Origin of the sequence: Cyanobium sp. Cruz-8D1 (assembly GCF_024345975.1) — a bacterium.
Classification (GTDB): Bacteria; Cyanobacteriota; Cyanobacteriia; order PCC-6307; family Cyanobiaceae; genus Cyanobium.
Genome location: NZ_JAGQCD010000066.1, coordinates 1 through 11,231, shown reverse-complemented (window position 1 = coordinate 11,231; position 11,231 = coordinate 1). Strand labels below are relative to the sequence as shown.

Genomic DNA, 11,231 nt, shown 5'->3' with positions numbered 1-11,231 from the left:
TTGAGCTCCAGCGCCGAGAGACGTGCCTGGCTGATGCCGCCGGCCTTCTGAGCCAGCGCCGCCTGACTGAGACCCTGTTGGCGGCGCAGGCCGATCAGCAGCTGGCCCAGCTGGGCTGGCATTCGGACGATCTGCTCCCGAGCCGCCATGCCCTCGGGAGCCCCGCCCTCTGGAGCTGTGTCTTCGGTGGCACGGTCCCTTGAGGGCATGGGGTCACTTGGATTCCGCGTAAAGCCAGGTTACTTGAAAACCACGTAACCGTGATTGAGTTGGTAACCGAGTGACTTGGTTCAATTTCAGACCAGTTCATCGCTCCATCAGCTTCCAGAACCCCCACTTCGCTCCATAGATGTCGTACAGGCGTTCTACGTAGGCCGAGTGATCGGGATGCCCCTGCCAGTCATCGATGCGGCCAGCCAGCTGTTCGCAGGTGCGGAGATCCTCGGCGGCGTAGCGGTAGCGATTGGCGCGGCCCATCCATAACGCAAAGAACACCATTGGCCGTAGCAGCAGCGTGGCCGCCAGGGGATGGGCGGCACTGAGGCGCTCGGCGGCGGCGCTGTGAATCGTGTAGGCATCTCCCTCCCACTCGTCCTGATGGGCCAGCACATGGCGTGCGGCGCGGGCGAGTGCCGGCCATTCCACCAGGAAGTGCAGGCCCAGCAGGCTGATCGGGTGCTGCTCGGCCACCTGCAGGGCCCGCTCTTCCGCTTCCACATCCTCAAAGTCTTCAAGGCGTTTGAGGTAGTCGCGCAGGTGCGGGATCGAGAGGGTCCTGCTGAACCACTGCCAGCGCATCTCCTGGGCTTCCGCCTGCCGGTTCAGGGCCTCAAGCACGGCGATGCGGCTGTCGTGCCACTGCCCATCCTCAAAACCTGCGGCATCTTCCGTAGCTCCATCGAGGATCTCTAGGGCCTGTTCCGCCCGCCCGGACGCCAGCAGGTGTTGGGCCACGCTGGCGGCGATGTCACGCCAGAGCAGATCCTCAGCATCGAACTGCGCCAGGTAGCCCTCCACATCTCCCCGGGCCACAGCGATCTGGAGAAGGTGCGTGCTGCCGTCGAGGGCGCCACGCTGGCGGCAATAACTCCCCAGCAGCTTCAGGCCCCAGTCGCCCAGGGCGTCTTTTAGCGCTGGCACCAACGCATCGAACTGCTCAAAGGTGTTCTCCGCCAGTAGCTCAGCGGCATGCTGCGCCAGGGTTTCAGGCTCCAGCTGGGCGGCCTGGCCCAGCGGTCCCAGCTGCTTGGCTGCACGTTCGAACACACCGATCACTACTCCGGTGCTGTCTGTGCAGCGCTCCAGCACTCCCTCGGAGAGTTCAAGGAAACGCCTCAGGAGATCAAAGGCCTGCTTGGGATCACCGGTCGCGATCGGACCGGTGATCGCCTGGAGCTGGGCTTCTAGATCACTCACCAGAGCCTTGCGTTTGTCTGAATCCAAAAAGGTGCTGGAGCGATCGATCGCAGTCAGGCGTTTGCGCACTTCTTGAACGACTCCATCGGTCCCTTCGCCTGCGGCCAGGGCAAGGCGCAGCCGCCGCTGGATCACGGCGTTGCCACCGCTCACCTCGATCAACAGCTCCGCAAGCACTGCAGCCCCCAGGGCTTCGAGGTTCTTGGCGTTGAGGGTGCGCTTGCTGGCCACTGGGCTACGACAGGGCGGGGCTCAAACCCAGAACCGTGGCGGCCTGCTGCATCCGAATATCGAAGCTGGCCAGCTGGGTGCAACGGCTGTGCAGCGCCACCGCCAGATGCAAGGCGTCACCGGCGCGCAGGCCGAGGGCCGGATCCTGGAGCAGTTCAGCAGCGTGACGGAAGCGACCCCGCTCCAGCGGACGTAGATCAACGCCGCCCTGGAGCAATCTCTCGAACTGCTCCCCAGCGGCCAGGCGTGCCTCAGCACTGAGGCCGTGTAGACGCTGCTTCATGCCCAGGGCGCTAAGGGTTTCGGTGATCAGCCAGTCGCTGCTGATCAATGGTTCGCGGGACTGCGCAAACCAGTCGAGGGCGCGCGAGCTGCTCTCTTCCGGGGTCAGCAGAGCCACCACGACGCTGGTGTCGAGATAGATCATCGATGCGTGAGCGTCACCAGCGTTCACCGCCGCGGCATTCCTCGATCACCGATGGGGTGAGGGGCATGGTGGCCTGCAGCTGGCGCAGATCGGCGGCAAGAGCAGTGCGATCCAACTTGCGCAGAGGCTCCAGGCTCAGGCGGCCGTCTGGACCAACAACGATGTCGATCTCATCGCCTTCCTGCAGCCCGGCCTGACGCAAGCAATCGGCCGGGAGCCTGACCGCCAGGCTGTTCCCCCAGCGGCGGATCGCCTGCGGGAAGTGCTGGCTGTAGTCAGCTGAACGACCTTGAGGTTTGGACTGGGTCAAGGAACGCCTTGGGCCGTTCCCGGCCACCCGTAGAGACGTGACTCTACGTCCAGTTTGTGGTTTTCAGTGCTGCAGATGCCGCCGGCTCCACCCAGTGATCGTGGCCTCCACGTTTTCCAGGTGCCACTGCAGGGGCCCCCTGCCCTGGGTGCAACCCCAACGCCTGTAGTGCTTGCCAGGGGTGAGCACCCCCCGCAACCGCAGCTGGCGGAGGGTTTCGCGGCTCATCCCCAGGGCAGCGCACGCCTCTGCCGTCGTCACCCAGACCCGGTGACGCCCAGGTGGGGGTGGGGTCGTCTGGTTCTCCATCAGGCCACCTCCGGAAGCAGGTCGACCCCGGCGGAATTCCTGCAGGGCCCACCGCCAAGGGGGTCAGCCGAAATGACACCCCCATTGTCCGCACCCACCTCAGTTACTACCTGGCGAGGATTGCCGATGGTAATTACGTTGCAGACATCGGTGGCAGCCTGCTCATTTCCAGGGGTGTGAACTGAATTCACACCCTTCGGCCTGGCACCTGCTGGGATGCCCTCATTTGAAATGAGGGTTCTTGAGGAGGTCGAACCCTCCTGCATAGGACTCAGGGAGGGCGTGGACCACGCCCTCACGGTCGTCAGATTGTTCATCGGTCTGATAGCGGTGTGCTGGCATTGGTGCCAAAGATGGTGTTGGTGCCAGCCATCAGCCCCCTGTCAACTGGGCGCGGCAGCGCTTGAGGGTGTCGATCAACCAGGAGCGGCGATAGCTCTTGACCTGGCGCGGGGCCCCGTCAACAAACTGTTGGCGGCGAGGGGGTTCTTCTTTGAACTCCTCGCGGTAAGCCCTGGCAACGAGCTTGCCGGCTGCGCAAAACTGGCTTCGCGGCAGCGCTTGCTGGAACACCTCCAGCCAGGCATCCCCCAAGGTGAGCTCCTCGTCAGTCGGGGCCCCCGACAGCAATCCCGAGCTCGCGGTCAGCACGTTGCTGCGCACGATGTCTTTGAACAGGAGCTGATCGCGTTGATCCAGGCCGCCGAGCCGCTCAAGCAGACCGATGCTGCGTTCCACCAGGGCGATCACCTCGGCTTCCCGGAGCCGGGGCGGGGTCGTCTCCACCGGTGTCGGCTGAGCTTGCTGGATGCTCTCCAGGAACCATCCGTCCATCCACACCGCGAAGGGTGCGCTGATCCAGCGGGCCAGGTCGACCGCGACCTGGGGATGGACCCAGGTGCCCTGGTGAGAACCCCCCTTCAGGCTGAGACACAGGCTGGAAACGGGAATTCCCGTTTCGGTGCAGAGGGCTTCCAAGTAGGCCGTCGCTCGGTCGGTGCGCCAGTAGTCGTTCCACTGCTTGCCGTTGGCCTTGCACATGGCCGTGGCGTTGACGTGGCCGTCGGTTGTGCGCCGAGAAATTGGCGTGCCGTTCCAGCTGCGGGAGACCAGGGCGTTCTGGTCGACGGGGGCGAAAGGCGTTGAGCTGTTCATCGGTCTGACAACGGTTGGAGAAGTGGGACCCCAGCGGCGCTGGAGACGGCATCGGGGCGGAAGTCATGGCTGCTGCTGATCACGGGCCGTGGCGGCACCGGCCCGGCGATCACCACCAGCAAGGTGCTGAGCTGAAAGAGAAGCCCCAGCAGCACCAGCAGACGCAAAGCGATGAGGCTGCTGACGCTGACCGTGACGACTGGCCGGCGGCTCCGGCAGAAGGCAGGCAACTGGGGACGGGGCATGGCGGCCCCGTTGCTGCGCACGTGTGGCGAGCCCATCAGAAGGGGGCCTCGTCGTCGTCATCAACAGCCCAGCCCGTTGTGCTGTCGGACTCAGCAGCACGACCGGTGGTGTAGCCCTCGACCTCCTCAAAGCCGTCGGTGGGGTCGACCTGCTCGTAGGGCACGAACTCGACGACCTGAACAGCACGGGGCTGGAAGGTCATGCCGCAGCCGTTCTCCCCGTCCCAGTCGTAGATGTCGAAGGCGACGACCACCTTGGAGCCATTGCCGATGGCGGCCCCATCCCAGGGCTGCTTTTTGGCATCGACGATGCGGGGCCCCTCAGAAAGAGAGCCGTCGCGCCGCTGAAACTGCGGCACCTTGAAGCGCACCACGGTGATCTCGCTGGGCTTCTCCTTGTCGGGCTTCCAGGGGAAGCCTTTCTCGGCGCGGCGCTTGCGGCTGCCGTGCAGGGCGATGAACTGATCTTCCATCGCTAGCAGGAAGGACTGGGCCCTCTCATCGCTGTTGGGAAGGAGAAGGTCGGCCGTCCAGGCCTTGGGCTTGCTCTTGTCGAGCTGATGCCTGGGGGTGATCAGATGGGCCCAGCGCACTTCGGCGAGGGGGGTACGAAAGATGTCCTTAGCCATGGGTTGAATCGGGGTGAACGGTGGAAAGGGGCTGTTGATCGAACGGGGGAAGGGGCGGCAGACCAAAGCGCTCGCGCAGCAGGTGATGAACTGCTCCACTGGCCGAGAGGTTGTGGCGCTCCATCACCTCGCGGACTCGCAGGTACACATCTGTGCGCACCTGGGTCTGGATGAAGTGGCGACCTGCCACTGAGCGGGGCTGCTCGCCGTATCGGCGTGGCGCCCGGGGGCGATGGCTCTCGCTCATGGGCCTGGTGTTGCTGGAGGTTCTGGCTGCAGCTGGCCCTGCGCTTCTTCCAGGAAGAGCGCGATGAAGTCGCTGTGCTGCCGTTGGGTGATGCGATCACCGATGGAGCGGGCATTGCGAGGCACCCGGAAGTGCTCGCGGAACGCCTTGGTCAGCTCCTGGCGTGCTGCCTGGGGCAGGTCGAGTACTCGGTGGTGAACCTCGCTGACCTCCTCCGGGGCGAGGGGAGCCAGGGCTGGATCGGCGTCTGCAGAAGTGCCGTCATCACTGGAGTCAGCAAAGGGGACTGGTGCCTGTGGAGACGGATCTGCTGGCTGCTGATCGAGGCAAGCTTGTTGCGGAGTATCCACAGCAGGCTTTTCGGGTGCCTGCTCTTGTGCATCTACATAGGGCTGTACAGCCCTAGCCTGCGTGGACACCGGAATGCCCAGCAGCATGGCCAACATCAGGCCGGTTGTTGCGGCCAGATCACTGGCCTCATCAGCCCAGCACTCGCTGCAGAGCTCGGCCCCGGCGACGTGCATCACCGTGACCTGCAGCCTGGAGCGACCTTGCTGCTCGCGCAGCTGGGCGGACCAGCCGATCCCGCGGCGGAAGGCAGGGCGGGCTGAATGCACCACCTCCGCTAGATCGGCAGCGGTGATGGGGGACATCTCGGCCTGGAAGCTGGCCAGAGCATGGGTGAGCTGTTGCTCTGCGGTTGCGCCGGCCAGGTCGGCCGGCAGCGCCTCAATGCAGACCTCCTTGGGCCTTGGGGGTGGAGCCATGACGGATCGAATCGGGCGGTTGCCCGCTGGTCCAGATCTTAGGGCTCTTTGCTGGTAGCCGCACTCACAACGGCTGTTAATTCCTAGCCATTAGGCAGGAATTGGCTTCTTCCCTCTGCGGCCGCTGGGCTTTGTACCTTTCCTGTTGGAGGCTTCCCAGTGGTCCAGCCAGCGCTTGGGCAGGTAGAGATCGCCCTCGATCCACAGCGGAGCTAGCTCCTCCGGCTTGTAGTCCCCGAAGCCCGTGAGCATGGCAAAAAAGCGCTTGCGGTGCTCTTCGCTGGCCTCGACCGCCAGGGAGTTGAGGGCGTCGCTGGGTTCGAGGCCACATTCATCGACAACTCGGCGCATCTGATTGCGCCACTTGCTGGAGAGCTCCGTGGCCTTGCGCTGGCCAACGGTTGGCGCGGGGGTGGTGCGGAATGCTTCCGGCACCTCCCGCAAGCCGCAATAGCAGGCCCAGAGTTCCAGGGGCGTCCAGGCCGGGCACTCGTTGTCACCCAAGGGGATTGCGCCTTCCAGCTTCTCCTTGATCGCCTGGCTCTTGACCGGGCCCCAGTCCTTGTCGGCGATGCGGCGGTTCAGCTCGCCGAGTTGCCAGAAGGCCTTCTGGCGTAGCTCGCCGGCCTTGCCCTGCTCAATCACCGAGAGGTTTCCGTAGGAGATCGCATCGAAGCCGGCCTCTTCCGCCCAGCTGCAGGCGGTGTACTGGGTCCAGCCGTTGATTCTTCGCCAGTTCAGCAGCATCCGACCGAACGCTGCACGGTTCTCCTCCTGGTGCTCAAGCAGCTCCGCGTAGGTGATGGCCACGTTCAGGTTCCTGAATGGGAACCCAAACCTTACGGCAAACTTGGCACTCCTAGTCACACCCTGTCATGCCCTGGCATGTCAGGGCCGGTCAGGCTCAAGCCTCAGCAGGATCTGCTTGGCAAGCTGCCCCGTAATCACCTTCCCTGTCTCTGCCTGCAATCTCAGAGCGAGGGTGTAGGGGGACTCGCCCGGGTAGGCCTGTGAGAGACGCCTCAGCTGTTGCTGCAGTTCTGCCGCATCCATCACTGTCTCAGCGGCAACTGCCTCGGCCTGCCAAGCAACTGTTCGGCCTCCTCCACAGAGCGACAGACCGCTGCCACGCCACCGAGTCCCTGCACGAGGCGCAGGAAGGCCCGCTGCTCCGTACTGATCACGCCTTGGGCTGTCTTGACCTCAAAGGCAACGAACTGGGCAATGCGCTGACCGACCAGCTCGGGCGTGATCTCCAGCGAGCGCAGACCGATCAGATCGCTGCTGCCTTTGCACAGCCCAAAGCGCACGAAGCGCCCCTGCTGGTCGACCAGAGCACCGGTGTTATTGCGCCAGAGCCGTACCCGCCCGCGGCCGCAGGCCAGGCGGATGCGTTGCTGGATCTCATGTTCGCTGGGGGAGGAGGCCATGCCTCCTGTTGCCGGGCTGGGTGGTGGCCTGCGGCAGGTATTGGCGATTTAGCGAATACCTGCCAGGTATTGGCTGTCGCGGCCCGGCAGCCAATACGACTTCAATCAGCCAGGCAACTGCAGCACGACGACTTGGCAGCAGTACCAGAAAGCAGTACTGTCACTGCATGAAGCGCAAGCACCAGCGCACCCTTGAGTTGATCTTCGTCAGGCCTGTCAGCGGCAGTGTTCCCTGGCGTGATGTGTTGGCCCTGTTTCAGGAGCTCGGCGCCGAGATCAGCGAACGGGAAGGCAGCCGCCTTGCGGTTGTTCTGTTCGACGAGGTGCGGGTGTTCCATAGGCCCCACCCCTCGCCGAACACCGACAAGGGAGCTGTCGCTTCCATCCGCCGCTGGCTTGAACAACACGGAGTTACCCCATGAGCCTGATGACCCAGGGCGGTTTCCATGCCCGCATCGACTACGACGAAGACACTGATCTGTTTCGCGGCGAGATCCTCGGCCTCACTGGGGGGGCTGACTTCTATGGCTCCAGTCCCGAGGAGCTGCGCCGGGAGTTCCGCAAGTCGTTGGATGTCTTCCTGGAGGTTTGCCGCGAGAAGGGGATTGAGCCGCGCCGGCAGTACTCGGGCAAGTTCAACCTGCGCATCTCACCGCAACTGCATGAGCAGTTGGCCCTACGCGCTCAGGCCAGCGATAAAAGCCTCAATGCCTTTGCCCAAGAGGCCCTGGAGCGATCCCTGGCGGCCTCAGGCAATGGCTAAGCCGGTCACCAGAGCGGCTCGCTGCTCAGCTCATGTAGCGCGGTGCCCATGCCATCCCGGATCGAGGCGCGCATTCCGGGGATCGAGACCAGATCGAGGGTTGCCTGGATGCCGCGCCACACCTCTTCTGAAATCAGCACGGCTTTGCTCTCCATCCCCGTGATCAGCACGGGCTCGCCGGACGCGACCACCTCATCGATCAGTGCGTCGAGCCGCTCGCCAGCTGTCTGCACTGAGACGGCGTTCATTGCACCTCTGCTGCACCGTTCAAAGCGTATGGCGCGCTGAGAACTGTGCTGGCTCTGCCCCGACCAGATGAACACCTAGACGTGGTGACCCAGATGGTCTGTGGCCATGCTTGAGGTGACTGCAGCAGAAGCCAAGGCCAAGCTCTCGAGCCTGCTTGACGTGGTGGAAGCCGGTCAGTCGGTGGTGATCACCCGCCGCGGCAAGGCCATTGCTGAGCTGGTGCCGCGCCGAGCGGTACGCGACCTCTTGCCCCAGCTCCAGGCCCTGAGGAATTCCCTGCCCGAGCAGGCCTCCAGCGCGGTGGAGACCATCCAGACCATGCGGCTGTAGGCACAAAGGCCAGGGCGGGTCAGGGCACGTCCCAGGGGTTAATCAACTCCAGGCCGATCTCCGCGAAGTCGGCCGTGTCTCTGGTGGCCAGGGGAACTCCATGGGCCAGCGCCGTGGCCGCGATCACCGCATCCGCTGTGGCCATCGGCCGTGCCAGCCGTTCACGTCGCCGCAGCAGTTCGCCATACCAGTGGGCGGCCTCGCTGGTGAAGGACCAAATCCGGCCCGCGAACAGCTCGGTCGCCAGCGCATCCCAGCTCTGCTGCAGTTGCTGCTTACGGCGGCCATCCGGCAGCCGGGCCAGGCCGTGCAGGATTTCAGCCTCGTTCATGGCTGTGATCGCCACCGACTCTGGATCGAGACCATCGGCCCAGGCCAGCACCCGTAGCTCTGGCTGCGGGCGCATCAGCTCCGAGATCACATTGGTGTCGAGCACGATCACGGCCAACCCTCCCCTTGCTGAAAGTGGTGTCCTCAGCGCGCTAGCTCCGCGTCGCTGCCGAATTCAGCTGGTATCGGCAGGGAAGATCGCTCAGGCAGCTCCAGCTCCACGCCACCGAGCTGGGCGAAGTGCTCATGGATGCGACTTCCCAGACCCTTGCCACCAGCGACGGGCTGCCGGGCTTCGATGGCGGAGCGGAGGATCGTGCGCGCTTCCTCCTCCATGGATCGTCCATGGCGCGCGGCTTGAATGCGCAGCTGCGCTTTGGTGCGCTCGTCGAGGTTGCGGATCGTGAGCGTGGCCATGGGCGACTCCCGCTTGCACTGACAGCAATGCTGTCAACGCTAAGGCCTCTGGCGGCTGCTCGCTTGCCCAGCGATTAAGTGCTGCGCTGCCGAGCACCCCAAACGTGCCTGGCCCAGCCGGGTTTGTAGCCGCGCTCCTGCTCCCGCTCCAGCAGCTCCGCGAAGGTCCGGCAGCCAGCTGCCGGGTGCGTGCGCCGGGGCCGTTGCTGCTGCCGCTTGGGTTTGGGCCGGTGGCGGGCTGCGCCCGTGACTTCAACCAGTTCGCCCTCCAGTTGCTGGATCCCGCGCCGCTGCTCATCGCGCTCGTCAGTCAGGAACAAGTGGCCGCAGTCCGGGCAAACCTGCGCAGCACTGGGGCAGCTGCAGAAGCAGTGCGGGCAGTCCTTGATAGGAATCGAGACCCCCTCCCGCCGGCGGCGGCCGGCCAGGTGCCACTCGCGTTCATCGGTCGGCAGGCCGTGCCGATGGGCATTGCCGACGTGATCAAGGATCACGGCCTCCTGCTTCCCAGCTGCGGGCCGCAGGGCCCGGCCGACCATCTGCAGGTAGAGGCTCAGGGAAGCGGTGGGACGCATCAGGATCGCGCCACCCACTGAAGGGATGTCGGTGCCCTCAGAAATGATCATGCAGCTGCTGAGCACCTCCACCTCCCCGGTGCCGAGCCCGGCGATCAGGCGTTTGCGCTGATCGGCTGGGGTAACGCCGCTCACCGATGCGGCCCGGATTCCTGCAGCGCGGAAAGCTCCGGCCAGCTGCTCGGCGTGCTCGATGGTGCAGCAAAAGCAGATGGCCGTGCCCGGGTGCAGCCGGCGGCGGTAGTGCGACACCGCATCGCCAATGGCGGCCCGATCCCCAAAGGCGCGTGCCGCTTGCTCCAGATCGAACTCGCCCATGCGGCGCCTGAGTTTGCTGTTTCGCGCCCCTGGCCAGGAGAACACCTTGGGCCGGGCCAGCCAGCCCTGCTCCACCAGCCACCCCGCTGAGGGCCCCAGCACCAGGGCCTCGAAATAGCCGCCGGCTTCCACGCCCAACCCCTTGCCATCGAGGCGTTCGGGGGTGGCGGTCTTGCCGATCAGATGGGCGCCTGGCCAGGCCTCGATGATCCGGCCCCAAACGTTGCCTGCCACCAGGTGGTGGGCCTCGTCCTGAATGATCAGATCCGGCGCCGGCAGCAGTTCGAGCCGCCGGGCCACGGTATGCACCGAGCCCACGGCGACCTGCTGGCCCTGCATCCGGTGACCGGGGGCGATTACATCGGGCTCAAGCCCCCAGGCCCGCACCGTGCCGCTGAGCTGCTCGATCAGCTCAGCCCTGTGGGCCAGCACCATCACCCGCCGGCCCTTGCTGGCCGCGCCGCGGGCGATGGCGCCGATGGTCTGGCCCTTGCCCGCACCGGTGGGCATGACGGCGCAGACCCGGCGGTGGACCTTGAGGGCTGCGCGGAGATCGGCCAACAGCTGCTGCTGGTAGTCACGCAGGACGATCGGGGTCATGGAAATGACAACAGGCTTTGCGCTGGGCAATGGTCTCAGTAATGTCTAGCTTATCAAGCCTTGCCGGGCACACTTAGGCTGTGCTCAGAACATCAGACATTCATGGCTTCTTTCGCGCCTCCCTTGAGCGTCTCCATCACCGAGGCGCAGCTGGTCTGGCTTGACCAGCGCCGCTCCCACGGCACCCTCAGTCGCTCGGCGGTGCTGCGCCAGGTGATCGACGCCGCGATCGCGGCAGAAATGCGCGCCCTAGCCATGCCAGGGGCGGTGTTGGCGGCCGCTGCTGAGCGTCGTTGAGCCGCAGCGACACCCATGGCAACCGACGTGATGACGGCGGCTTTGGGCCGCTGGCGGGAGCCTGACTGACGGACACAAGACCAAGAGCCATTGCGGCGCAATGGGTCTCAAGCCATTGGGTGGGCATGGAGCCATGAGAGGTTGGGGTTGCGACACCAAGCCAATCCCTCGTGGATTCCCACGCCC

20 protein-coding genes are annotated in these 11,231 nt (G+C 64.9%); 4 read left to right on the top strand and 16 right to left on the bottom strand.

Annotated features, from left to right (window positions below):
- The 12 genes from KBZ33_RS20085 to KBZ33_RS20030 all read right to left on the bottom strand — a co-directional run.
- Positions 1-122, bottom strand: a 122-nt coding sequence (locus KBZ33_RS20085; RefSeq protein WP_255011939.1) for a helix-turn-helix domain-containing protein, incomplete at its 3' end; no start/stop codon positions are given.
- Between the two features lie 184 nt (positions 123-306).
- Positions 307-1,647 carry a DUF6880 family protein gene (locus KBZ33_RS20080; protein WP_254955216.1) on the bottom strand — a complete coding sequence of 447 codons (1,341 nt, stop codon included), beginning with the start codon at positions 1,645-1,647 and terminating at the stop codon, positions 307-309.
- A 4-nt stretch (positions 1,648-1,651) separates the two neighbouring features.
- Positions 1,652-2,074 carry a type II toxin-antitoxin system VapC family toxin gene (locus tag KBZ33_RS20075; RefSeq protein ID WP_254955215.1) on the bottom strand — a complete coding sequence of 141 codons (423 nt, stop codon included), beginning with the start codon at positions 2,072-2,074 and terminating at the stop codon, positions 1,652-1,654.
- A 13-nt stretch (positions 2,075-2,087) separates the two neighbouring features.
- The gene (locus tag KBZ33_RS20070; RefSeq protein ID WP_254955214.1) at positions 2,088-2,384 is read right to left on the bottom strand and encodes an AbrB/MazE/SpoVT family DNA-binding domain-containing protein; all 297 of its coding nucleotides are present in this window, start codon (positions 2,382-2,384) and stop codon (positions 2,088-2,090) included.
- Between the two features lie 63 nt (positions 2,385-2,447).
- Positions 2,448-2,693, bottom strand: a complete 246-nt coding sequence (locus KBZ33_RS20065) for a helix-turn-helix domain-containing protein (protein ID WP_254955213.1) — start codon at positions 2,691-2,693, stop codon at positions 2,448-2,450.
- Positions 2,694-3,065: 372 nt separating this feature from the next.
- Positions 3,066-3,848 carry a KilA-N domain-containing protein gene (locus KBZ33_RS20060; RefSeq protein WP_254955212.1) on the bottom strand — a complete coding sequence of 261 codons (783 nt, stop codon included), beginning with the start codon at positions 3,846-3,848 and terminating at the stop codon, positions 3,066-3,068.
- The gene (locus tag KBZ33_RS20055) at positions 3,845-4,129 is read right to left on the bottom strand and encodes a hypothetical protein (RefSeq protein ID WP_254955211.1); all 285 of its coding nucleotides are present in this window, start codon (positions 4,127-4,129) and stop codon (positions 3,845-3,847) included. Before KBZ33_RS20055 ends, KBZ33_RS20060 begins: the two co-directional genes overlap by 4 nt.
- Complete coding sequence (locus KBZ33_RS20050) at positions 4,129-4,722, bottom strand: hypothetical protein (RefSeq protein ID WP_254955209.1); 594 nt, start codon at positions 4,720-4,722, stop codon at positions 4,129-4,131. Before KBZ33_RS20050 ends, KBZ33_RS20055 begins: the two co-directional genes overlap by 1 nt.
- A complete protein-coding gene (locus tag KBZ33_RS20045) occupies positions 4,715-4,969 on the bottom strand; it encodes a hypothetical protein (RefSeq protein ID WP_254955208.1) in 255 nt (84 codons plus the stop codon). Before KBZ33_RS20045 ends, KBZ33_RS20050 begins: the two co-directional genes overlap by 8 nt.
- Positions 4,966-5,736, bottom strand: a complete 771-nt coding sequence (locus tag KBZ33_RS20040) for a hypothetical protein (protein WP_254955207.1) — start codon at positions 5,734-5,736, stop codon at positions 4,966-4,968. Before KBZ33_RS20040 ends, KBZ33_RS20045 begins: the two co-directional genes overlap by 4 nt.
- Before the next feature lie 90 nt (positions 5,737-5,826).
- Positions 5,827-6,546, bottom strand: a complete 720-nt coding sequence (locus tag KBZ33_RS20035; RefSeq protein WP_254955206.1) for an XRE family transcriptional regulator — start codon at positions 6,544-6,546, stop codon at positions 5,827-5,829.
- A gap of 242 nt (positions 6,547-6,788) precedes the next feature.
- The gene (locus KBZ33_RS20030; protein WP_254955205.1) at positions 6,789-7,166 is read right to left on the bottom strand and encodes a VRR-NUC domain-containing protein; all 378 of its coding nucleotides are present in this window, start codon (positions 7,164-7,166) and stop codon (positions 6,789-6,791) included.
- 167 nt (positions 7,167-7,333) lie between these two features.
- Here KBZ33_RS20030 and KBZ33_RS20025 point away from each other — a divergent pair, with 167 nt between their 5' ends.
- Positions 7,334-7,588: a type II toxin-antitoxin system HicA family toxin gene (locus KBZ33_RS20025; RefSeq protein WP_254955204.1), complete on the top strand. Its 255-nt coding sequence runs from the start codon at positions 7,334-7,336 to the stop codon at positions 7,586-7,588.
- Positions 7,589-7,593: 5 nt separating this feature from the next.
- Positions 7,594-7,929, top strand: a complete 336-nt coding sequence (locus tag KBZ33_RS20020; RefSeq protein WP_255011938.1) for a type II toxin-antitoxin system HicB family antitoxin — start codon at positions 7,594-7,596, stop codon at positions 7,927-7,929.
- Positions 7,930-7,934: 5 nt separating this feature from the next.
- On the opposite strand, the gene KBZ33_RS20015 is transcribed toward KBZ33_RS20020, so the two are convergent.
- Positions 7,935-8,177, bottom strand: a complete 243-nt coding sequence (locus KBZ33_RS20015) for a type II toxin-antitoxin system Phd/YefM family antitoxin (protein ID WP_254955202.1) — start codon at positions 8,175-8,177, stop codon at positions 7,935-7,937.
- 106 nt (positions 8,178-8,283) lie between these two features.
- Between KBZ33_RS20015 and KBZ33_RS20010 the strand changes: the two genes are divergently transcribed.
- Entirely contained in the window at positions 8,284-8,508 is a 225-nt protein-coding gene (locus KBZ33_RS20010; protein ID WP_254955201.1) for a type II toxin-antitoxin system Phd/YefM family antitoxin, read from the top strand.
- A 19-nt stretch (positions 8,509-8,527) separates the two neighbouring features.
- Here KBZ33_RS20010 and KBZ33_RS20005 read toward each other — a convergent pair whose 3' ends face one another.
- From KBZ33_RS20005 to KBZ33_RS19995, 3 genes are all read right to left on the bottom strand, one after another.
- A complete protein-coding gene (locus tag KBZ33_RS20005; protein ID WP_254955200.1) occupies positions 8,528-8,950 on the bottom strand; it encodes a type II toxin-antitoxin system VapC family toxin in 423 nt (140 codons plus the stop codon).
- A 32-nt stretch (positions 8,951-8,982) separates the two neighbouring features.
- Positions 8,983-9,255 (bottom strand): FitA-like ribbon-helix-helix domain-containing protein, encoded by a 273-nt coding sequence (locus tag KBZ33_RS20000; RefSeq protein ID WP_254955199.1) that lies wholly within the window; start codon positions 9,253-9,255, stop codon positions 8,983-8,985.
- Positions 9,256-9,329: 74 nt separating this feature from the next.
- A complete protein-coding gene (locus KBZ33_RS19995) occupies positions 9,330-10,748 on the bottom strand; it encodes a DEAD/DEAH box helicase (RefSeq protein ID WP_254955198.1) in 1,419 nt (472 codons plus the stop codon).
- A 123-nt stretch (positions 10,749-10,871) separates the two neighbouring features.
- Between KBZ33_RS19995 and KBZ33_RS19990 the strand changes: the two genes are divergently transcribed.
- A complete protein-coding gene (locus KBZ33_RS19990) occupies positions 10,872-11,045 on the top strand; it encodes a hypothetical protein (RefSeq protein ID WP_254955197.1) in 174 nt (57 codons plus the stop codon).
- The last annotated feature ends 186 nt before the right edge of the window (positions 11,046-11,231 follow it).

Excerpts from the sequence above, each read along its gene's own strand:
- KBZ33_RS20025 (WP_254955204.1), top strand. The coding sequence starts at position 7,334 with ATGAAGCGCAAGCACCAGCGCACCCTTGAGTTGATCTTCGTCAGGCCT.
- KBZ33_RS20020 (WP_255011938.1), top strand. The coding sequence starts at position 7,594 with ATGACCCAGGGCGGTTTCCATGCCCGCATCGACTACGACGAAGACACT.
- KBZ33_RS20040 (WP_254955207.1), bottom strand. The coding sequence starts at position 5,736 with ATGGCTCCACCCCCAAGGCCCAAGGAGGTCTGCATTGAGGCGCTGCCG.
- KBZ33_RS20010 (WP_254955201.1), top strand. The coding sequence starts at position 8,284 with ATGCTTGAGGTGACTGCAGCAGAAGCCAAGGCCAAGCTCTCGAGCCTG.
- KBZ33_RS20045 (WP_254955208.1), bottom strand. The coding sequence starts at position 4,969 with ATGAGCGAGAGCCATCGCCCCCGGGCGCCACGCCGATACGGCGAGCAG.
- KBZ33_RS20055 (WP_254955211.1), bottom strand. The coding sequence starts at position 4,129 with ATGGGCTCGCCACACGTGCGCAGCAACGGGGCCGCCATGCCCCGTCCC.
- KBZ33_RS20075 (WP_254955215.1), bottom strand. The coding sequence starts at position 2,074 with ATGATCTATCTCGACACCAGCGTCGTGGTGGCTCTGCTGACCCCGGAA.
- KBZ33_RS20015 (WP_254955202.1), bottom strand. The coding sequence starts at position 8,177 with ATGAACGCCGTCTCAGTGCAGACAGCTGGCGAGCGGCTCGACGCACTG.
- KBZ33_RS19995 (WP_254955198.1), bottom strand. The coding sequence starts at position 10,748 with ATGACCCCGATCGTCCTGCGTGACTACCAGCAGCAGCTGTTGGCCGAT.
- KBZ33_RS20000 (WP_254955199.1), bottom strand. The coding sequence starts at position 9,255 with ATGGCCACGCTCACGATCCGCAACCTCGACGAGCGCACCAAAGCGCAG.
- KBZ33_RS20050 (WP_254955209.1), bottom strand. The coding sequence starts at position 4,722 with ATGGCTAAGGACATCTTTCGTACCCCCCTCGCCGAAGTGCGCTGGGCC.
- KBZ33_RS20065 (WP_254955213.1), bottom strand. The coding sequence starts at position 2,693 with ATGGAGAACCAGACGACCCCACCCCCACCTGGGCGTCACCGGGTCTGG.
- KBZ33_RS20030 (WP_254955205.1), bottom strand. The coding sequence starts at position 7,166 with ATGGCCTCCTCCCCCAGCGAACATGAGATCCAGCAACGCATCCGCCTG.
- KBZ33_RS20060 (WP_254955212.1), bottom strand. The coding sequence starts at position 3,848 with ATGAACAGCTCAACGCCTTTCGCCCCCGTCGACCAGAACGCCCTGGTC.